This is a genomic window from Enterococcus sp. DIV1059_2, assembly GCF_051713685.1.
Taxonomy (GTDB): domain Bacteria; phylum Bacillota; class Bacilli; order Lactobacillales; family Enterococcaceae; genus Enterococcus_D; species Enterococcus_D casseliflavus.
This window is the reverse complement of record NZ_JBIOQK010000001.1, coordinates 1,470,848-1,490,317: the sequence shown is the minus strand read 5'-3', so window position 1 is coordinate 1,490,317 and position 19,470 is coordinate 1,470,848. Positions and strand designations below refer to the sequence as shown.

Sequence of the window (19,470 nt, the reverse complement as noted above, 5' to 3'; positions counted from 1 at the left end):
ACGAAAGTATAGCATGAAGTAAAATCAATATAATGTTATAATCCAAAATAGAAAACGTATTCATCCCTTGTCATTTGTTCCACAAAAAAAACACTTTGTTACGGAGGTGCATCATGCTTTTTCTTGACTACAATCCTGAACTTACTGCACTAGAATACGAGGTTTACCGATTTGTATCAAAAAACTTGGCTTCAGTGTCTAAAATGAAGATGAAAGAACTTGCCAAAGAGACCCATACCAGTACTGCTAGTATTAGCCGCTTTTGCAAGAAATTTGAATGTAATACGTTTACTGAATTTAAGATCAATTTGCGCTTTTACTTAGATTCTCTCGTAAAATCTAAAATATCCGATAGTGATGAATCCCAAACAATTGATTTCTTGAAGCGAGTAAACCAGCCCTTTTTATCTGAAAGAATCGATCGAGCAACAGAGATTCTTAAGAACAAAAGCTTCGTGCTATTTATTGGATCAGGCTTATCTGAAACGATTGCGGAATACGGCGCACTCTATTTTACTGACTTGGGAAAAACGGCATTAAAAGTTGACGATCCCTCAAATTATCCTATCGACTGGTTTCCAGAAGACATATTGTGCAAAACCGGTATCATTGTTTTGTCTATTTCTGGGGAAACACAAGAAATGATTCGATACTTACAAAAGTTAAATCAAAAAGATTGTCAGATTATTGCAATCACGAATACTGAAGATTCAACCATTAGCCAGTTATCCGACTTAACGGTGCCCTATTACATCGAAAGAGAGACTATTTTTAAAGCCAGCCAGAAAAAAGAGAAAACCATTGAACTGACTTCTCAACTACCAGCAATCTATTTAATTGAAAAAATTGCCAAAAGAATACGCCTATCAGAAGAACTTCTCTGATAGGCGCAGGTAGTTTCATTTATTCAACGATCTTCACAATCTGTAACTAAATCAAATAAAAGTTCCACCAAATAAATGGCTGGAATTTGTGAGGACAATGAATCAGCTGCTTGATTATCGGAAAAATAATAAGCAAAGTTTCGCTCAGAAAGTTTGGCAATTGACGTTGTTGAACGATTTGTCAGTGAAATGGTCGAAATTCCAGCGGTGGTACATTCAGTAATCAAGGATTCAAGGAATGGATCGGCGCCTTTATTAGAAAAAACCAGCAACGTGGCTTCGCTACTTAAGGTTCGCCAAACAGATTTAATCGGTGCTGCTTCTTCCTCTACGCTCACGATCTTATCTAAACGTGCAAACTTTTGTTGGGCATAGGTCAAAGCAAGTGTTGATTCCCTGTCACTGGCTAAGATCAAAAGTTTTGTTTTGCTTATTCGTTTAGCAATCGTTAATAATGTTTCTCGATAGAAGGATTCATCCATACGTTCAAAAAAATAGTGCAGGGCTTTTTTATCTTGTTTGAATAATCGGTCAGTCTTTCCTTGTTTCTGTAACGTCTTTTTCAGCTTGATTTTAAATTCTGAAAAACCTTCGCAATCAAATTTTCGACAAAACCGTAGAACAGTCGTTGAGCTAGTTTTTGTTGCATCCGCCAACTCACGAATAGACATCGAACAGACTTCTGCTTGCTGATTTAATACGTACTGAAATAGTTGCCATTCTTTCTTACTAAATGACTTATTCTCGGCAGTGAGTTCCATCAGTTTTCTCCTTGCTGCGCACCTTCGCCTTCAAACCATCTTCTTCTCATAAATAAAATCATCCATCACAAATCCTGAACCAATCGTAACGGTGCGTTCAGAAACACGCGTAAAGCCGCGATGCTCATAAACAGCGATCACTTGCTGGTTTTGTTTGTTGACGTTTAAATGCAGTGTTTTTCCTGAGGCGATCTCCTCATACCAATCAAAGACTTGGCTGGCATAGCCTTTGCCTCTAGTGGATTGATGGAGATACAATTTACTTAAATAAATCTGCTGCTGCGTTTCTTCATACGCTGTATATCCTACTGCTCGGTCTCCTTCTAATAACAAAAGATAGACTGCTCCTTGCTGGACTTCGTTTTGAATCGCTGCTGGTGATTGGTAATGAGCCAGCATATACGCGACTTGATCGGACCCAATGATAGGTGTAAACACTTCTGGCCAGATTTCTTTGATCAAACGATCCAACGTTTGGAAATCTTCAGGTGATTGAACGATTTTTTTTGTGATTGCCATAAGAACCCCTTCTTTCTGCTGCACGAAACAAAAACTCGTTTATAAATATCTCTATTATAAGGGATAAGGAAAAAAAAGAAAGGGCACGTGGAACAAAGACCCCAAAATGTCTCAAAAGATGGTAAACTAGAAGTGAAAAAATGGTGACGAAAAGGAGGTAGCAACACGATGCAGCTCTTGCAACTACTTTTACTGGCAATCATTTTTGTTTCGTTCTTCATGGCGTTAATTGGCTGGGTTTTATCGATGACCAACGGCTTGATCTTCTCTCGTTCTCCTCAGCAATTTAAAGCGCATGCCCATGATCCTAACTATGAAAAAGAACGACAAGCAGGCAAGCGCTTGAAAGAGATTATATTCCGACGCATTGTTCCTCTAGGAATAGCCTCTTTGATCATCTATGGGTTAATCGCACTATTAAACGTCCTTTAAAAGTTTTTAAAAAGACTCAAACAAATTAAAAAACAACCGGCATCTTTTCCTGTTGATCAATGCGCCTTTCGCTTTCGCTGAGGGGAACATCAATGCATAAGATGCCGGTTTGTTTTTTATTTACTTACTGCTGCTTTAGAGGCTTGAACTTTTTTCAGTAAAGCGAAGAGGACTTGGCTATCATCAATAGCCGCAATATATTGTTGGCAAAGTGCCATCATTTCTGTTTCATCCATTTTATCTAAAGAAATAACTAACTCATTTTCTACTACCTGCTTATTATTCATAGGGCTCCCTACTTTCTTCCTTTGTTACCTCTAGTGTGCCATGAATGAGCAGGTTCCGTAAGAACTTTTCAGTTTACAAACAGGAAACGGGTGGTTTACATCCTTGTCCTATCAAGGTTTTGCCAGAAAATTTATTCGGTAGCTGGCTCGATGTGGATGTCAGTATCAAACACCTGAAAACGATCAGCTAAGAGATCTTCAATAGCATCTGCAACGTTATGACTCTTTTCAACCGTCAAAGATTTGTCCATCGTCACAACGACATCGAGAAAAACATTGGCGCCATACATTCTTCCTCGAATCGATTTGACAGATTTCACTTCAGAAAAACCAGCGATTGCCGCTTCATACTCCACGACTAACGATTCATCAAACCCATCAGAAAGTGAAAAGGCACTCTCACGAAAAATATCGACGGCGGTTTTGATAATCAAAAGAGCTACCACGATCGCAGTCAAACTGTCCAACCAACCGATACCAAATGAGGCGGCAAAAATAGCGATCGCAGTTCCAATACTCGTCCACGCATCGCTGCGGTTGTCTTTAGCAGCTGCTAGCAGAGCGGAGCTTTTTACGCGAGCGGATAATCGCTTATTATAGTAATACATGCCATACATCAAAATAGCTGAAATGATACCGACGACTGCCGCGATCATATCGGGACTTTGCGTTTCTCCGAGTAGAATCGTTTGAATGGAGGACCATAAGACCTGCAGACCGACTGCCAGCATAATCAAGGATGTTACGAGACTTGCCACATTTTCTGCTTTCCAATGACCATATTTATGGTCTTCATCTGCTGGCTTTTGAGCCAAACGCAAACCAATCAAGACAGCGATCGACGCTACGATATCCGTCGCATTGTTCAACCCATCTGCCCATAGTCCTTCAGAGTTTGCCAAACGACCGATGGCAAGTTTGGCGATGGAAACCAAAATGTAAGCAACGATACTTAAGATGGCGCCTCTTTCTGCTTGTTTTAATTCTGCGTATCTTGTTTGATTCATGTCATCCCCTCCAAATAGTCAACTTGAAAATAATAGCTGAAATTTTCACAGTTTGCATCATTTATTTGAGAGATTTTATTTTTTAGGAGCGGCAAACATTCACTTCTAGTGAAACGAATTTCTGTTCTGAGGACACCAAAAAAGCAGGACCCATAAGGGACTCCTGCTTTTTCTACTTTTTCTTTCACAAAGAAGCATGGCTACTCATTGACCAACAACTGGCGATTTCTTTCACTGAATTTCTCATTGTGGGAGGAAACCATCGCCTGTGGGACACTGGTCGGCTCTAAATAGTGTTTGATTTGGTTGACTGCTTGCGCAGCATCTTGAAAGGCTCCCGCCAAAAGATTCACTTTGCCTTTGAAATAATGAATGTCGCCAGCTGCAAAAACACCGGGATGGCTAGTTTTTGTAGGAATCTCGCAATTGAGGTAAAAGTCTTCATGGCGTGCCAGATCAAAGGAGACTTTATCTAACAAGCCACTGTCACGGTCATACCCGTGTTGGATCAGTAGATGATCGCATAAAAAATCGATCGTTTCATGGTTGGCACTGTTTTTTAGTCGTAGAACCATATTGAATGTTTCGGCTTGATTCACCCCATCGATGGTGTGATTCATCAGCACTTGAATCCCTTCTGCTTTCATCTTCTTTACTTGTGCTTCATGAGCTTTCAATTTTTCTCCTCGGTAACACAGGGTGACTTTGGCACCATAAGACACTGCTTCGATCGCATAATCCACTGCCGCATCACCGCCGCCAGAGATCACTAGATGCTTGCCTTGGATCGCTTGCTGGTCAGGAAACTGATAGTGGATATAGTTGTCGACATTATTATGGATGAAACATGGCAATTTTTGCGGAGAAACGACACCGCCGCCGATACAGACTAAAACGGTGCGTCCAACATGGGTCCTCCCTTGGTCATCCACTGCATAAAAAAGGTCGTCTTCCTTGGTCAATGAAATGATTTTCGTTTTCAGATAGATCGTTGGATCAAACAACTTGGCCTGTTCAATCAAGTGTTCTTTGACTTTCTTTCCCTTGGTGGGCGGCAATGCACCCACATCCCAGACCATTTTTTCAGGATAGAAATTGATCTTCCCGCCTAATTCGGCTTGTGCTTCAAACAATACGACCGATAGATCACGTAATCCAGCATAAAAACTCGCGTAGAGTCCAGTGGGTCCTCCGCCGATAATCAGAACATCTGCTATAGTGGTCATTGGCTAGCCTCTCTTTCGTAAATGAAAATCATTCTCAATTAGTTAGTTCGATTATAGACAACGATCGTCCATTTGTAAAGAATTTTCTGAAAACAAATTAATTATGTTTACTAATTATTTTTCTTTACATTGTAAAGAAAAAAGCCTTTTCCTGAACTTCTGGTAAAAAAAAGATGAGCAGATTGTTATTTTTTCTCATTTTATCTAGTGATATATTTGTGATCGTCCCTGACTTCAAGGTATACTCTTAGAAAGTAGGTGAAAAAATGGAAGTTGAAAAATGTTACGCGCCCTTACCGGACGGGTCTGTCCTCTATTACGAGAAAACCGGTTCAGGACGCCCTCTTTTTTTATTGCACGGAAATGGCGGCAGCAGTGCCTATTTCTCAAAGCAGGTCGACGCCTTGCGTCAAAAACATCAACTGTATTTAATCGATAGTCGAGGGCATGGCAAATCCACTAATACGCAGAAGAAAATCGATTTTTTTAAAATGGCAACAGATCTTTTAGCAATTATTCAGCAAGAAAAGCTAACGAAAATCGCCTTACTAGGATTTAGCGATGGTGCCAATCTGGCGATGGTCTTTTGCCATCTCTACCCAGAGCATGTCAGCTGCATGATTTTAAACTCTGGCAACACGGAACCGCGAGGTGTGAGGCTCTTTTCTCGAATCGGCAGTGTCTTGCAATATCTGATCGTTTGGCTTTGTTCCCCATTCTCCAAAGGCATGCGGGGCTTTCTGCCTATTTTGGGATTGTTGTTTCGTCCAATCGGTTTATCTACAGCCGATTTGAATCACCTCAGTGTGCCGACATTGATTTTGGTCGGCAAACGTGATTCGATCAAGCTTTCCCATTCTTTTTATATTGCAAACAGTATTCCTCAGTCCAATTTTATCGTCGTCAAAGGACAAGGACATAGTTTTGCACGAAAAAATCCAGAAGTATTTAATACGAAAGTTTTATCTTTTTTAGAAAAGGTCGGTGAATAACTATGAGAATCTTTACTTGGCTCCGCGACCACCGCTCACTGTTTAAAACCCTCTTCTTAATTGCAGTCGCCGTGATCGTGTTCGGCGAGCTGCTTTCGTTAAGCAAGACGATCTCGATTGATCAACTAAAACAATTGTTAGCGCAGCTATCCCTTTGGCGAGTGGCTTTAATGGCTGTCATTGGCTTACTGTGTGTCTTTCCCATGGTCTTATATGATATCGTCTTGAATCGCTTGCTAGGGGACAAACCTGATCGCCGTTATTTACTAGAAACCAGCTGGATCATCAATACCATGAACAATTTGATCGGCTTTGGCGGTTTCATCAGTATCGGGTTACGGTCGGAATTTTATGGCAAAGGAAAAAAAGGCAAAGACGTTGCCCAAGCAATATCGAAGATTTTTATCTATTTGATGTCTGGTCTTTCGATTTTATCGCTTGCTGCGCTGGCATTCGTCCTCTTCGGTCCCACGACCGATTATCTCCAACAGTATTGGATCTGGCTTTTAGGCGGCAGTCTTTATTTTCCAATCGTCTATGCGCTTAGTTTTTCCAAAAAAAATGCCTACTTAGGTGGGCTGCAACGACGCGATCGTCTGCAGCTGATCGCCGCTTCCTTATTGGAATGGCTAGGTGTTTTTGCCGCCTTCTTTACGACGGGTCTGTTGATGGGTCTCTCGGTCGATGTGTTTCAACTGTTGCCGCTTTTCATCGCTGCTTCCGTGATTGGGATCGTCTCGATGATTCCCGGGGAACTGGGAACCTTTGATGTCATGATGATCATGGGAATGGGTTCACTACAGATTCCCCGTGAAAGTGTCATTGCCTGGCTCTTGCTGTTCCGTCTGTTTTATTACATCATTCCCTTTTTGATCGGTTTGCTTTTTTTCTCAAAAAATGTCGGTGTCTCTCTCAACCAGCGCTTTTCTGGTATTCCAAAAAGCTTGTTGTTGGAAGTGTTCCACAAGATCGAAGTGTTGCTGCTTTATTTGACTGGAACGATGTTGGTGCTTTCCGCCACGATCCCAGAAGCATTTGATCAAATCAAATGGTTAGCCCACCTCAATCCGATTCGCTTGAATTTTGTAATGCAGTACCCGAGTATCTTTCTCGGCTATCTCTTTTTGATTGCCGGTCGCGGCATCTCTGCCCGTGTCAGTCGCGCGTATGTGCCGACGCTTTTGTTGATTGCAGCAACGATCGGCTATGCTATTTTTGCGGGTTTCCGCTTTTCGACCATGCTGTTTCTTCTATTATTACTGGCGATCATGATTTTTTCAAAAAGCGAGTTATTCCGAAAGCAACTGGTTTTCGCTTGGGAATGGCTCACGATCGATGGTTTGCTGATTGGTTCATTGACGATCCTCTATGTCATTATCGGGGTCTACAATATGCCCCATATCAATCGGCATCCGACGCATCACCATTCGATGGATTTTTTGCTTTTCCCTTCTGAAAAATTATGGCTCCAAGGCTTCGTTGCGATTTTATTCGTCGCCGTTGCGATGCTGCTGTTTGCACGCTACTTGATGGGACCAAAGCACCAACTCGGTGTCAGTGCCGCCACCGATAAAGTGAAGCATATTTTGAACACTTATGGCGGCAATAGCGATAGCCATCTTGTCTATTTAAAAGACAAGCAAGTGTACGTTTATCCAGAAATCGGCGAGCCGACGGTCTTTTTTCAATTTACGACCTTTAATAATAAATGCTTAGTCATGGGGGATCCTTCTGGGAAGCAAGCAGACTTTCCCCAGGCACTGGAAACCTTTCTAACAGAGATGGATCAGTGGAATTACTTGCCAGTCTTTTATGAAAGTAGTGAAGAAATGGTGATGCTGCTGCATGAATTCGGGTATGACTTTATCAAATTCGGTGAGAAAGCCTATGTGGATCTGCCTAGCTTCACCCTCTCAGGAAAGAAAATGAAGGGACAGCGGGCATTGAACAACAAGATCACCAAAGAAGGCTTTACCTTTGATGTGCTCACCCCACCCTTTTCAGCCGAAACCTTTGCCACCCTTAAGGAAATTTCTGACAACTGGCTAGATGGACGGAAAGAAAAAGGGTTCTCCCTTGGATTCTTTTCAGAATCCTATCTGAGTACCGCACCAATTGCAGTCGTCCGTAATCAGCAACAAGAAATCGTCGCGTTTGCCTCCTTTATGCCAACCTATCAGACAGGCTTAGCTTCCATTGATCTGATGCGTCACGATCCTGAAAAAGCCCCGAACGGAACGATGGATTTCTTGTTTATTCAGCTGTTTGACTATTTTAAAGAACAAGGCTACCAACAATTCGATTTAGGTATGGCACCATTAGCCAATGTTGGTACTTTCCGCAGTAGTTTCTTACAAGAGCGGATCGCCTATCTCGTTTACACCTTCGGGTCTCGCTTCTATTCTTTTGAAGGATTGCGGGAGTACAAACAGAAATATGCCGCTTCTTGGTCCCCTCGCTACATTTTGTATTCTCGAGACAGTTGGATCGGTTATGTCATGATTGCTCTGTTGATCGTCGATAATCAAGCGGCGGACAAAACGAAGTAAAAAAGCTCAAATGCGCCGGTTTGTTCTCGGTGCATTTGAGCTTTTTTCATTTGTTGCGCTTCGAAGTTATTCTGCTGATTTAGATGGTGCGTTTTCCCAAAGTTGTTTGACGACTGGAATATTTCCTAGTTCCGTCATATTGGATGGCAGAATGACCGTGTTGGTATTGCTGTTGACCACGTCTTTAAAGGCTTCGATCCCTAGATAAGATAAGGAGCGTTCGTCTAGCTGGCTTTCTTTGATTGCTTCATTGATAGCTAAAATCCGTTTGCGTTCAGCTTCAGTGATTTTCGCGATTCGTTCCGCTTCTGCCTCAGCATCGATCCGTACACGTTTTGCCCGCGCCTCTGCATCGATTTGGGTTTGTTCTGCCCGAGCTTGCGCGTCGATCGTCATTTGAGAAGCTTTGGCTTCGGCACTTAAGACTGAAGAAGATTTCTCCCCTTGGGCTCTTGTGATCATGGATTCTTTGTCTCTTGAAGCTGTGATCAATTTATTCATTGATTCAATGATTTCTTGGGAAACTTTGATTTCCCCGATATTGATCCGGTCGATCGCTAACCCATAGCCAGCAGTGATGTCTTTGATTGAAGTAAATAGAGCCACGTTGATTTCTTCAGTTCCATTTAGAACCTCGTTCAGATCCATTTTCCCGATGATCCCCCGTAAGTTTGATTGGGCATCTTGAATCATTGAGATAACGGAGTTTTCATTTTCGTAAACAAAGGCACGAACATCTGTGACGTGGTATTTGATTGCTTCATCGATCTGCACGATTACGTTGTCTTTTGTAATTGCACTTTGCGGTTCGATCTCCAGAGGAATCTGTTTCAAGGACACTCTTTCTCTTACGGTATATAAAATCGGAACAAGAAAATGAAGACCTGGTTCCAACGTTCGAACATATTTCCCAAAACTTTCCACAACTTTGACTTCCCCTTGACGAACGATCACAGCAGTGCTTGCGATCAGCCAAATCAGAATCACTAATACGAAGATAACTAAAATAATTTGGATAATGATCATTGTAAAAACCCTCTTCCATTTTCAAATAATGTATTGTTAACACGGGTCAATAAGACACCGTTTTCAACCCCGATAATCTCTAACATGACATTTTCAGCAGGAATCCCTGCAATCACCCGATATTCCGTGTAGGTGCCATAAAGACGGATATAGCCTGAATAATGATCCGTCAGCGATCGAAAATAACGTCCAACCGCGCGTTGTTCCATGTAGTCTACGATGATTTTCCACCCTCTTTGCCTTCGTGCAGGTTATTTTTCGTTTCAATTGATTCGTTCATTCCATGACAAGTGTTACTAACTATAATAGCACGTTTCATCCAAGAGGACAGTATACATTTCATAATTCCCTCCTTTTTAGAAAAAAAGACGAGCTGAAAACAAATCCCTTGCATTTACCAATTAAATTGCATACAATCTAATTGTACAAAATATAAAAATCAGGAGTGAAGAAATGATGAAAAAAATGTATTCAACAAAAATGATCAACACTGGTGGCCGTTCAGGAGAAGTTCATAGTCCCGATCATTCATTTGAACTAAATATTACTGCCCCTGGCAAACGTGTTGAAAATGCCACCAATCCAGAACAACTTTTTGCGGCTGGGTTTAGTGCTTGTTTCAATAGTGCCCTTGAATTAGTAAAAAGCAACAAAGGAATCGACGGTGCTTCGACTGTCAGTGCACAAGTGACGTTATACGCAGAAAGTGAATCAAGCTTTGTTTTAGGCGTTGAGATCGAAGGTCAAATCGAAGGTTTATCAACAGAGGAAACACAAGAATTGCTTGAAATCGCTCATACCGTATGTCCTTACTCAAAAGCTACAGCTGGCAACATTGAAGTGTCTGTCAAAGCCGTTAGCGAGTAGACTTTCGTTGAAAAAACAGCTATGATAAGAGGCGGATGTTAGAAAAAGGGGTGAAAACATGAATGTCTTAGCGTTAGAAAACCAATTGTGTTTTCCTCTATACGCCGCTTCAAAAGAAATTATCAAACAGTACAAAGACTTACTGGACCCGTTGAATTTGACCTATACCCAATATTTAGTGATGTTGGTGTTATGGGAAGATGAAGCGATCAGTGTCAAAGAATTGGGGAAGCAATTATGTCTAGATTCTGGCACACTGACACCGGTTTTAAAAAAGCTTGAAGCAAAAGGATACCTAGTAAGAAATCGAAATCAAGACGATGAACGTTCCTTGCGGGTCACATTGACTGATTCAGGCAAAAGACTCCATGAACAAGCACTAGAGATCCCCTACAAAGTAACTGAATTCTTGCCTCTTGAACCGGAAGAACTGTCAGTCCTCCACGAATTGACGACCAAAATGGTCCAAAAATTTCAAGAACAAGAAAAATGATCCGCTGTTTTCACAGTGGATCATTTTTTTATCTTTTAAACCTTCACTAACAAACAGCGAAGAAAACGGGATGACCTACGAAGCTTTGGTTTTCAATTCGCCAATAACATTTCGCAACTGAGTTAATTGTTCTGGGTCTTCAATTTTTTTGATCGCAATTTTTACCAGTTCAAAAATTTGTTCCTCCGTCAAACCACTTTGCAAAATCTCCAATTCGGTGACGGCTGGTTGGAAACGACGAGCCAAAACTGACCCACTCATCTTGATACTTGCGATCTCAAGTATCCCTTTATTGACTAACTTACGAATCACTGACAATGACGTGTTGCGATTCAAGCCGAAGCGTTCACTAAATTCGGTACAGCATAGCGGCTCATCCACAGCCCAAAAACAAACTAAGACTTCCCACTCTTTTTTTGAAAAACTCAAGTAATCCATAACTGCTCCTTTCCATGCCAATCAGGCTGGTTCTTATTTTCTAATCAAAACAATCGCAGCTATTGACATAAGCTATCTATCCTCTTCATTTTACGATTGTTTTTTCTTTCACTAAAAGGATTATATACCAATAATAATCTATTTTATTCATAATTTCAAAATAATTTTTATTTTAATGATAAATAACACGTTTAATTCTCCTTCTTCTCCATAAAAAAAAAGCGACTAGATGCGCTAGTCGCTTTCTTTTCTATCAAGTGATCCTAAGAAGAACCGCTTATTGGATGTTGAAGATCAGGCTTTCGTGCTCTTTTTCTTTTAAGGAATAGCCACAAAACTCTTTATTCAAATTCGGATAATCGCGTTCGATCATCTGAATAACCTCGATTTCCGTCAAAAATTTGTCTTCTGACAATTGCAGCGAGTTCAACAAGACAAAGCGTGAATCATAGCCTAAAATCTCTGGCATCAATTGCCAAAAATTTGAGTGATCAATTTGTTGGATCGTTTCTTCAAAGTTAGCAATCAATTGTTGTACATGATCATAGACTTTGGGATAATCAGATTTTAACAAATCCAACAGTGCTTGATCGACCACCTTATCCAAATAAGCCTTTGTATCCGTATAGATTATTGAAGAAATCACTTATTTCATCAATCCTTTCATTCAAATGCCATATTCGACATCGTCAAGGATGGCTCCCTGTTCCTATATATAGCATACTATCGGTGATTTTCGTTCTCAGATTAAGGACAGAATCAAGAAAAAAAGGAGAAGTCGTTTTTTTGATTCCTCAATCTTACTCCACAATAGCAAAATTTTGCTGAACTGATAAGCAAAGCGAATCAGCAAAATCTGAAAATGAGAAATTTGTCAGATTTCCCTCCTTTTTTAGATAGATTGCCTCTCTTCTATACGAAAAATCAGCCGCCAAAGATCGCATCCTTTAGCACGATCGATTTGAAACAAACAACCAGCAGACCAGATTGCCCTTCACAAAAAACGGAGACAGCATAATCTCAGACAGAACCTTCAGCAACATGTATAATTAAAGAAGAGAAAGTCATCAAAATAAACGAGACGAGGAGTGGAGCAAAGATGAAGAACCATTGTAAATGCGGCAAGAAGTTAACTGGCAATGAAAAAAGCTGTCCGGACTGCAAACGCAAAAAACAGCAAACTTTAGATTCCTTGGAAAAATTCGTTAAATACGGCAGTTTTGCTTTAGCAGGCCTATCATTAGTTTTAAAAATTGCGAAAAGTCGACAAAGTTAGCAGTGATCGACTGAGAACTTTAATAAAAAAAACGCCGTAATGGCGTTTTTTTTATTCGTCTACAATCGTACTCTCCAACTGCCAATTGACCGTACCAGTATACGTCCCCGGTTGAATCAAATCAAAATCAGGAACAAAACGTAAATAGCAGTTGTATTCATTTAAAGCAAGGGTCAAATCAGCCTCGCCGTCGGGAAGCTGCTGAAAAAGGATCGTTTCTTCTTTCGTAACTGTTGCCACCAAGTGATCGTCGAGCGGATCATAGATCACGAATTGGACTTCTTCTGCCAACTGCTGCTGGTCTTGCAAGAAATCAGTCATTTGCCCACTAAGCTGCCAAGTCCCTTCACTGCTGTTGCTGATAGACAGTAGCGCCGAGTTTTGATCAAAAGAAACAGGAAGATAGGCAAAGCCATCACTTCGGATCGATCGTGCGAGCTCATTTACATTGATTGTCGGTCCGTTGATCGACTCCGGCGCACTGAGAAATTGTACACTGCCTCGAAAATCAATGCCATAATAATGGGTTTCTGATTGATTTCCTTCTGCATCGATCACAAAAGCAGCAAGATAATAAGTGGTTCCCGGCTCCAGATTCGCGGTATCTCGTTCCAACGTATATGTAAAGGGATCTGCCAATGTGGCACGCTCTATCTGAGCTGTTTCTGAGAAATCTGCCTCCGTCACCGTCTCTGCTTCCGTAAAAAAATCCGTAACATACAAGCGTGCTTGCGTTGAATTGCGGTCATCGATGGTAATCGGGGTAAAGCACAAACGGTTTTCCCGCACGATCTGCTGGGTTTCTTTCGCTTCTGCTAAGGTAGGCACACCCGTTGTCAGCGTCGGCGGAAACACACCGGTCATTGTGTAGGAATGCGTCTCAGGGCTGCCAGATACGAGACTCGAGACAAAGGCATTCCCTTGGAAGGTCGTTTGCACAGGCACCGTTTGATTCAAGTTCTCATTGAGCGGCGCCCCCGTATAGGTAATCGAATAGTGGATCAGATAGTCATTCCCTTTGGCTAATGCAGGTAGGGTCGCAACCAACTCACCAGCTTCAACACTAAAATCAATCGGCGTGCCGCCTTCTGGCATACCATTTACCATCAAATCAGGACCACCGAAATATACTGTCTCATCGAATAAAGAAAAGCCTTCTGGGAGAAACGAACGCAGCTTGATGCCTGCTTCCAACTCCGTTAAATCACTGGTGTCCTTATAAGAAAGATACGTGGCATAAGTAATTGTTTTTTGCGCATCAACGACTGGTGGTTGACTCAGAGCTGTCTCAGTATCTAGCAACAGCTTGTTGGGGTCACGTTCAAATACGCCTGTACGCAATTCCATATCGACCAAGCCTTCGACATCAATGAATGCCACTGCTTTTTCTTGGACATTTCCACCATTAGCACCAGTAAAACCAAAATAAACCGGCGCATTGTTGGTCAAGTTCACGTTCGTTTTGAACGTATCATCCACGGGTACCGTGACATCGACCCCAAAATCTGGGACAGAATAATGCAAGGTTTGATTGGGCTGATCGAAAGTAACGGTAAACGTATGCCACTGGCTATCAGAAATCTTGGTGACAGCGACAGGATCAAGATGATTGACGACCTTGTATGTCGGCAACCAACCTTCTGTCGTATAGGCTTCGTTAGAACCTGGAAAATTCCATGCGATATGGTGGCTATTGGGGGCATCGCGATCCATAGCACCATGGACCCCAAAACTGCCAGAATTATAGAAGGTATCAAATTCAATGGCAAAGCTTTGCGGAATCGCACCTGTATTCAGAGGATCCGTCCCCCCCGTATTGGACCAGACACCAATCGTTGAGCTTGCTTGTTGCGCGAGTGCATTTAAGCCACTGCTTTGCATAACAAAAGCTAAGCCATCGCTATCAGCATCTGCATTTTCGATGCAAAAAGCCATTTCTAAACGAAATGATCGGGTAAAAGAAACCGCTTTGTTGAACCAAACGCCCCCACTGACATTTGATGTCACGCCATCATTGATTTGAACATAGTTATAGCCATCCGATCCTTGCGGAGAACCAGCTTGCCCCACCGTAGTGATCAAGGTCTCATCGATCGGTAACGTCGCAAAATCTGGCTCCACGACGGTCGCTGCAACTGATGCGTTTCCTGTATGAAATAAGGCGATACCTAACAAGAAGAAAAGTAAAAAACGTGTCGTAAGAAATTTTTTCATCGTCATCCTCCGCTTTGTTTGATCAAGTACTTAAATGAAGTCTTCTCATTCCTGCTCTGTTGTTTCCTTTGATTTTTTTCGTCGCAAATACATCAGGAGCAATAGACTGGAAATAAGCAGAAGAATGACCACTGCAACAATATATACCCAACGGTTGTTGTGAAGAGAGCCTGATCCCACGATCGTTTTTCGATTGATCGTTTCAGCTTCTGGGCGAGAAACAGTGACGCTATCCTCAAAAACCCACGTTCCACGTGGGGCACTCAGCTCGATTTGAATGTGATAGGTTCCTGGCTCTACAATTTCTTCATCAAACGCGCTATAAAGATCCAGTGTAGAGTTTGGGCCAAATTGAAAACTTTCCGCAGTAAATCCCCCCACAACCCTGTCACTGTCTTGCTCACGAATCACAGTCTTAACAGCAATCTTCCCAAAAGCCACTGGCTGATCATTTTCAATGCGGCTTTTTAGGGATGCGATGCCATCTTTTTCTACCGCCTCACTTTCGATCAAGGAAAGTTCAGGATCAGGTAGCGCATCTAACTGCTGGCGAAGGCGGACACCTTGGACGATTTTATAGGTTGACGTAAGACTGGTTTCCTCCGCCTCTTGCCCCTCCTGTTGTTCTTCTTCAAAAGAAAAGGCACCTATGATTTCACCTGTAAAACGCTTGTCATTCATTGAAAGAGGAAATACCACTTGGCATGTTTCCCCTGGTTCAAGCTGAATCATTTGATTTGGTTTCTTTATCAAGGTCGTGAAAGACACACCGCCAAAATCCTCTGCTGTTTCGGCTGCCTGATAAGCGATGATCCCAGTAGCAGCTGTGTAACTATTCAGTGCGGATGCTTGTATCGTAAGGGTTTCCGAACTCGTGTTATGAAGGGCAACGGTCAAATTCTGTTCGGTCTCATGATTTACCAGTAAGTCGAAATAAGTGACGTCACTGACTTGATTTTGGGGAAGTTCAGGGGTTACAGTGAACCGTGTGGTCTGTGCATGACCGGTGACTTTCGTAACGCAACACAAACTGATAAAGAAACTAATGAGTACGAAGCACTTGATTTGTTTTTTCATTGTCGCCCTTTCTTTCCTACTCTGCTTGATACGTGTTCGCTAATGTCCAAGTGATCGTGCCGCTATAAGTGCCGCTATTCACATTTTGCTTCGGTACGGTTAATGAAGCATTGGAAAAGTTAAAGTCATTGGTTGCTAAGCCAGTTGTGCCATCAGCAGAAGCAATCAGCGTTGGGTCTGTTGCCCCTACCATCAATTCGGTGCCCGCGACTAGCGCTGCATCGCCAGAAGCCGTTGTACCATTTAAAGTGACTTTGGCATTTGCCAGCTCGTTATCGCTAGCATTCGTCATTTTCGATAATTGCGCCGTCAACTGCCAGCCAGCTTGATTCGGCCCACGGTAATCCGTGATCGATGTCACTTCATTCGACGTTGTTTGAATCACTTGTTCATCGGTAGCGATCTCTTGGATACTGCTTGTACCGAAGTTAAAATTAGTCACCTGATCCAGTGACAAGATTCCTTGTTCGATCGTTAGCGTTGCTTGACTCGTCATTGAAGCCGTTGGATTCGCTTCTGCTGCAGCTGCCGCAGTCGGCGCCATTCCTAAACCCATTCCGACTAAACCTAACATTACTGCCTTTTTGTTCATTTTCATCTCTTCCTTCACTTTTTTTAATGAGAAACCGAGGTTAATCGAAAAAACAGCCTTAAAAAATAATAATTTAATTGGTGTTTTTTCATTCTATTCTCATCTATCATAAGTATAATCCATCATGGTTATCATACGGTTCACAGATTTAGCGTAAAAAAAACGCCAAAAAGGAGAATCCCTTATGTATCGAGAATTCATTTCTCCCGCAGAAGAAAAGAAATTAGAGATTTTCAAAGTTGTCTGTAATTCCAATGGTGTGACATTGGTCCAACTGTCAGAAGTTTTGAACATCCCACAAAAAAGTCTGCAAAAATATATTTATTTTTTAAATGAAGATTTGCAGCTGCTCTCCCCTCACCTGCTTCTATCAAAAAATCATTACAATCAGTATTTTGTTGAGCGAGCAGAGGATGATGAACCTTTCTATGCAAAATTGATGTACCATTATTTGCTCAACTCCACACAATACACCTTGATTCACTACTTGATTGGGCGCCCGCAAATGACCTTGACGCAATTATGTTTGGATTTGCATGTCAGCCAATCGCATATGTATCGGTTGATCAAGAAAATCAACCAACTATTGGACAAATTTCAAATCCAAATTCGAACAGACCTGAATAACCGCATCGTTCTTGCTGGAAAAGAGCTAGATATCCGTATTTTCACCTACAGTTTCTTGACTCAAAGCGCGCCAGCTGATTTGTGGCTATTGCCGAGCGTTTCCCATAAAAATGTCGAAGAGTTTACAGCGTTCTTTGCTGTTTCTCACTTTGATCCGTTGACGAAAAATAAACTCGCTGCATTTTGGCAAGCAGTGGTCAGCCGAACGATCCAGAAAAAATATTTGCCAGCGATCCCTGAAAAATACATGGGATTGATGAATTTTTATTGTTTTTTACCAGAGGAAATCCTCGAATCGCTTTTTTTGAGTGCCGATTATGCCTCAGAAAAGACGCTTCAGTCAGAATATCTTTACTTAAATTTCTTTTTGCATGTCTTTTTGCCAGGGGTAATTCCCCAAGAGAAGAATCAAGCGATCATCCAAGAGATCAAACATTCTGATACCGATCTTGTGCGCTTTTTCACTGCAATGATCAAAGACTGGCACGATACCTTTGCTCCAAGTCAGGAAGTCGCCGAATTTGAAAAATTATTAAGCAGCTGTCTGCTGGTCTTCAACCTATCGATCATTATCGGTATCGATCTTCTGGAAGTGTGGCAGCTCGAACACCAACTGTTGACCGAAAACACTCCTTCGAAAGACAAAACCTATGAAGCAATCTGCAAGCTTTTACTGACCCATGTTGAAAGGTATCCATTTGCTGACTTGGACAAAGAGTATTTTGAACAGACACAGTTGCCTTATCTTGCGCATCTCTTGTTTTTAGAAACACAGATGAATACGCCCCCGACCGTGTCGGTCTATATTCAAACGACGATCCAATACCGCACGAAGCAAATGATCGAGACAAGGATCCATTCGATTTATTCCAAAGCATCAGTGACTTTTATTAACCAGATGGAAGCAGCCGATCTATTGATCACCGATAGTTATGAAGAAGTGATTTTTTCCGAAAAATTAGTCTTACTGTCTAACCTGCAAGCCGAACAAGAGTGGGCAGCCGTTTTTGCAAAGATCAATCAACTGATGATGTCCAAGATGTTTGCCAAACAAGGAAAGTAAGCTGCCGATTCCATTTTCATCCCAAAAAAAAGCCCGAGCATCTTTGCTCGAGCTTTTTTCCTACAAATTTATCCAGGGATTGTTAAGCGAAGAAGCTACCACCCGTTACACTGTACACTTGACCAGTTACATAGCTTGCTTCATCAGAGGCTAGGAAAACGTAGACTGGTGCTAATTCGACTGGTTGTCCAGCACGTTTCATCAATTCTTTTTGACCAAATTCTGGGATCGCAGATTGTGGTTGTCCACCAGAAATTTGAAGTGGCGTCCAGATTGGACCAGGCGCAACGGTATTGACCCGAATGCCTTTTTCACTTAATTGCGCAGCTAGCCCTTTACTAAAGGAAGTAATGGCACCTTTCGTGGCTGCATAGTCTAAAAGATGGGCGCTTGGTTCCGCACTTTGGATCGAAGTGGTCGTGATGATGCTTCCACCAGCTGGTAAGTAATCCAATGCTTCTTGGACTGTCCAATACATCGAGATGATATTCGTTGTAAAGGTGTCTTGAATTTGTTGCGTAGTCAACTCTTTGATGTCCTTCACTGCTTGTTGCATCCCAGCATTTAGAACCAACGTATCTAACCCGCCTAATTCTTTGGCTGCTTCATGAACCAATTGACGAGCGAAGGTTTCATCTTTCAAGTCTCCTGGGATCAAGACGGCTTTGCGTCCAGCTTTTTCAATGACTGCTTTGACTTCTTGCGCGTCTTCTTCTTCAAAAGGAAGATAGTTGATTGCAACATCGGCGCCTTCTTTGGCAAAAGCGATCGCTGCTGCTCGACCAATACCAGAATCACCACCGGTCACTAATGCTTTGCGTCCAGCTAATTTGTCTGAACCTGAGTAGCTTTCTTCCCCGCAATCAGGTACTGGCTGCATCTTTCCTTGAATCGCCGGTGCTTCTTGCACCTGTTTTTCAAATGTGCCATCATAATACTTCGTTAACGGATTGTTGATTTTTTCTGACATGCTCGTTTCCTCCTTGATTATTTCTACTTCTTATTTGTCATCGTTTGTTATGACCTTACTTAAAAGTGTAAAGGAAGATGGAGGGAATGAGAAACGAAACGCTCACCAGAAAAAAAGCATCCGTAAGAAAACAGATGCTTAGTAAAACGAAAATGCTGCATGACTCAGTA

General features: G+C 41.9%; 20 protein-coding genes. 7 read left to right on the top strand and 13 right to left on the bottom strand.

Annotated features, from left to right (window positions below):
• The first annotated feature begins 113 nt into the window (after positions 1–113).
• The gene (locus tag IGI72_RS06855) at positions 114–884 is read left to right on the top strand and encodes a MurR/RpiR family transcriptional regulator (protein ID WP_016620488.1); all 771 of its coding nucleotides are present in this window, start codon (positions 114–116) and stop codon (positions 882–884) included.
• A 23-nt stretch (positions 885–907) separates the two neighbouring features.
• On the opposite strand, the gene IGI72_RS06850 is transcribed toward IGI72_RS06855, so the two are convergent.
• The gene (locus IGI72_RS06850) at positions 908–1,645 is read right to left on the bottom strand and encodes a MurR/RpiR family transcriptional regulator (protein WP_015509457.1); all 738 of its coding nucleotides are present in this window, start codon (positions 1,643–1,645) and stop codon (positions 908–910) included.
• A 30-nt stretch (positions 1,646–1,675) separates the two neighbouring features.
• Positions 1,676–2,164, bottom strand: coding sequence for a GNAT family N-acetyltransferase (locus tag IGI72_RS06845; protein WP_438753600.1), 489 nt, complete (start codon positions 2,162–2,164; stop codon positions 1,676–1,678).
• Positions 2,165–2,332: 168 nt separating this feature from the next.
• On the opposite strand from IGI72_RS06845, the gene IGI72_RS06840 reads away from it, so the two are divergent.
• Positions 2,333–2,596 (top strand): hypothetical protein, encoded by a 264-nt coding sequence (locus IGI72_RS06840; protein WP_015509456.1) that lies wholly within the window; start codon positions 2,333–2,335, stop codon positions 2,594–2,596.
• A 116-nt stretch (positions 2,597–2,712) separates the two neighbouring features.
• Here IGI72_RS06840 and IGI72_RS06835 read toward each other — a convergent pair whose 3' ends face one another.
• The 3 genes from IGI72_RS06835 to IGI72_RS06825 all read right to left on the bottom strand — a co-directional run bounded on the left by IGI72_RS06835 (position 2,713) and on the right by IGI72_RS06825 (position 5,116).
• Positions 2,713–2,883, bottom strand: a complete 171-nt coding sequence (locus IGI72_RS06835; protein ID WP_005225698.1) for a hypothetical protein — start codon at positions 2,881–2,883, stop codon at positions 2,713–2,715.
• Positions 2,884–3,014: 131 nt separating this feature from the next.
• Complete coding sequence (locus tag IGI72_RS06830; RefSeq protein WP_005225697.1) at positions 3,015–3,890, bottom strand: cation diffusion facilitator family transporter; 876 nt, start codon at positions 3,888–3,890, stop codon at positions 3,015–3,017.
• 200 nt (positions 3,891–4,090) lie between these two features.
• On the bottom strand, positions 4,091–5,116 hold the full coding sequence (locus IGI72_RS06825; protein WP_005225695.1) for an NAD(P)/FAD-dependent oxidoreductase: 1,026 nt from the start codon (positions 5,114–5,116) through the stop codon (positions 4,091–4,093).
• 266 nt (positions 5,117–5,382) lie between these two features.
• Here IGI72_RS06825 and IGI72_RS06820 point away from each other — a divergent pair, with 266 nt between their 5' ends.
• Together IGI72_RS06820 and mprF are read left to right on the top strand one after the other, a co-directional pair.
• The gene (locus IGI72_RS06820) at positions 5,383–6,108 is read left to right on the top strand and encodes an alpha/beta fold hydrolase (RefSeq protein WP_005225694.1); all 726 of its coding nucleotides are present in this window, start codon (positions 5,383–5,385) and stop codon (positions 6,106–6,108) included.
• A gap of 2 nt (positions 6,109–6,110) precedes the next feature.
• Complete coding sequence (gene mprF, locus IGI72_RS06815) at positions 6,111–8,657, top strand: bifunctional lysylphosphatidylglycerol flippase/synthetase MprF (RefSeq protein WP_438753598.1); 2,547 nt, start codon at positions 6,111–6,113, stop codon at positions 8,655–8,657.
• Positions 8,658–8,723: 66 nt separating this feature from the next.
• On the opposite strand, the gene IGI72_RS06810 is transcribed toward mprF, so the two are convergent.
• Both IGI72_RS06810 and IGI72_RS06805 read right to left on the bottom strand, forming a co-directional pair.
• Positions 8,724–9,683 carry an SPFH domain-containing protein gene (locus tag IGI72_RS06810; protein ID WP_010747934.1) on the bottom strand — a complete coding sequence of 320 codons (960 nt, stop codon included), beginning with the start codon at positions 9,681–9,683 and terminating at the stop codon, positions 8,724–8,726.
• Positions 9,680–9,892, bottom strand: coding sequence for a hypothetical protein (locus IGI72_RS06805; RefSeq protein WP_005225691.1), 213 nt, complete (start codon positions 9,890–9,892; stop codon positions 9,680–9,682). The genes IGI72_RS06810 and IGI72_RS06805 overlap by 4 nt, the downstream gene beginning before the upstream one ends.
• A 247-nt stretch (positions 9,893–10,139) precedes the next feature.
• Between IGI72_RS06805 and IGI72_RS06800 the strand changes: the two genes are divergently transcribed.
• Together IGI72_RS06800 and IGI72_RS06795 are read left to right on the top strand one after the other, a co-directional pair.
• On the top strand, positions 10,140–10,550 hold the full coding sequence (locus IGI72_RS06800) for an Ohr family peroxiredoxin (RefSeq protein ID WP_060792506.1): 411 nt from the start codon (positions 10,140–10,142) through the stop codon (positions 10,548–10,550).
• Between the two features lie 58 nt (positions 10,551–10,608).
• Positions 10,609–11,043, top strand: coding sequence for a MarR family winged helix-turn-helix transcriptional regulator (locus IGI72_RS06795; RefSeq protein WP_015509453.1), 435 nt, complete (start codon positions 10,609–10,611; stop codon positions 11,041–11,043).
• A 75-nt stretch (positions 11,044–11,118) separates the two neighbouring features.
• Here IGI72_RS06795 and IGI72_RS06790 read toward each other — a convergent pair whose 3' ends face one another.
• The 5 genes from IGI72_RS06790 to IGI72_RS06770 form a co-directional block, all read right to left on the bottom strand.
• Positions 11,119–11,481: a hypothetical protein gene (locus IGI72_RS06790; RefSeq protein WP_005225688.1), complete on the bottom strand. Its 363-nt coding sequence runs from the start codon at positions 11,479–11,481 to the stop codon at positions 11,119–11,121.
• A 277-nt stretch (positions 11,482–11,758) separates the two neighbouring features.
• Positions 11,759–12,127 carry a DUF7006 family protein gene (locus IGI72_RS06785; protein WP_015509452.1) on the bottom strand — a complete coding sequence of 123 codons (369 nt, stop codon included), beginning with the start codon at positions 12,125–12,127 and terminating at the stop codon, positions 11,759–11,761.
• A gap of 681 nt (positions 12,128–12,808) precedes the next feature.
• A complete protein-coding gene (locus tag IGI72_RS06780) occupies positions 12,809–14,971 on the bottom strand; it encodes an L-type lectin-domain containing protein (protein WP_438753596.1) in 2,163 nt (720 codons plus the stop codon).
• 45 nt (positions 14,972–15,016) lie between these two features.
• On the bottom strand, positions 15,017–16,048 hold the full coding sequence (locus IGI72_RS06775) for a DUF916 and DUF3324 domain-containing protein (protein ID WP_438753594.1): 1,032 nt from the start codon (positions 16,046–16,048) through the stop codon (positions 15,017–15,019).
• Between the two features lie 16 nt (positions 16,049–16,064).
• Positions 16,065–16,640 carry a WxL domain-containing protein gene (locus tag IGI72_RS06770; protein WP_438755067.1) on the bottom strand — a complete coding sequence of 192 codons (576 nt, stop codon included), beginning with the start codon at positions 16,638–16,640 and terminating at the stop codon, positions 16,065–16,067.
• A gap of 184 nt (positions 16,641–16,824) precedes the next feature.
• Here IGI72_RS06770 and IGI72_RS06765 point away from each other — a divergent pair, with 184 nt between their 5' ends.
• Positions 16,825–18,330: a helix-turn-helix domain-containing protein gene (locus tag IGI72_RS06765; RefSeq protein ID WP_438753591.1), complete on the top strand. Its 1,506-nt coding sequence runs from the start codon at positions 16,825–16,827 to the stop codon at positions 18,328–18,330.
• A gap of 82 nt (positions 18,331–18,412) precedes the next feature.
• Here IGI72_RS06765 and IGI72_RS06760 read toward each other — a convergent pair whose 3' ends face one another.
• Complete coding sequence (locus IGI72_RS06760) at positions 18,413–19,300, bottom strand: SDR family oxidoreductase (RefSeq protein ID WP_086338394.1); 888 nt, start codon at positions 19,298–19,300, stop codon at positions 18,413–18,415.
• Between the last annotated feature and the right edge of the window lie 170 nt (positions 19,301–19,470).

Bases quoted from the DNA above. Each gene is read 5' to 3' on its own strand.
- IGI72_RS06855 (WP_016620488.1), top strand. From the start codon at position 114: ATGCTTTTTCTTGACTACAATCCTGAACTTACTGCACTAGAATACGAG.
- IGI72_RS06850 (WP_015509457.1), bottom strand. From the start codon at position 1,645: ATGGAACTCACTGCCGAGAATAAGTCATTTAGTAAGAAAGAATGGCAA.
- IGI72_RS06845 (WP_438753600.1), bottom strand. From the start codon at position 2,164: ATGGCAATCACAAAAAAAATCGTTCAATCACCTGAAGATTTCCAAACG.
- IGI72_RS06840 (WP_015509456.1), top strand. From the start codon at position 2,333: ATGCAGCTCTTGCAACTACTTTTACTGGCAATCATTTTTGTTTCGTTC.
- IGI72_RS06835 (WP_005225698.1), bottom strand. From the start codon at position 2,883: ATGAATAATAAGCAGGTAGTAGAAAATGAGTTAGTTATTTCTTTAGAT.
- IGI72_RS06830 (WP_005225697.1), bottom strand. From the start codon at position 3,890: ATGAATCAAACAAGATACGCAGAATTAAAACAAGCAGAAAGAGGCGCC.
- IGI72_RS06825 (WP_005225695.1), bottom strand. From the start codon at position 5,116: ATGACCACTATAGCAGATGTTCTGATTATCGGCGGAGGACCCACTGGA.
- IGI72_RS06820 (WP_005225694.1), top strand. From the start codon at position 5,383: ATGGAAGTTGAAAAATGTTACGCGCCCTTACCGGACGGGTCTGTCCTC.
- mprF (WP_438753598.1), top strand. From the start codon at position 6,111: ATGAGAATCTTTACTTGGCTCCGCGACCACCGCTCACTGTTTAAAACC.
- IGI72_RS06810 (WP_010747934.1), bottom strand. From the start codon at position 9,683: ATGATCATTATCCAAATTATTTTAGTTATCTTCGTATTAGTGATTCTG.
- IGI72_RS06805 (WP_005225691.1), bottom strand. From the start codon at position 9,892: ATGGAACAACGCGCGGTTGGACGTTATTTTCGATCGCTGACGGATCAT.
- IGI72_RS06800 (WP_060792506.1), top strand. From the start codon at position 10,140: ATGAAAAAAATGTATTCAACAAAAATGATCAACACTGGTGGCCGTTCA.
- IGI72_RS06795 (WP_015509453.1), top strand. From the start codon at position 10,609: ATGAATGTCTTAGCGTTAGAAAACCAATTGTGTTTTCCTCTATACGCC.
- IGI72_RS06790 (WP_005225688.1), bottom strand. From the start codon at position 11,481: ATGGATTACTTGAGTTTTTCAAAAAAAGAGTGGGAAGTCTTAGTTTGT.
- IGI72_RS06780 (WP_438753596.1), bottom strand. From the start codon at position 14,971: ATGAAAAAATTTCTTACGACACGTTTTTTACTTTTCTTCTTGTTAGGT.
- IGI72_RS06775 (WP_438753594.1), bottom strand. From the start codon at position 16,048: ATGAAAAAACAAATCAAGTGCTTCGTACTCATTAGTTTCTTTATCAGT.
- IGI72_RS06770 (WP_438755067.1), bottom strand. From the start codon at position 16,640: ATGAACAAAAAGGCAGTAATGTTAGGTTTAGTCGGAATGGGTTTAGGA.
- IGI72_RS06765 (WP_438753591.1), top strand. From the start codon at position 16,825: ATGTATCGAGAATTCATTTCTCCCGCAGAAGAAAAGAAATTAGAGATT.
- IGI72_RS06760 (WP_086338394.1), bottom strand. From the start codon at position 19,300: ATGTCAGAAAAAATCAACAATCCGTTAACGAAGTATTATGATGGCACA.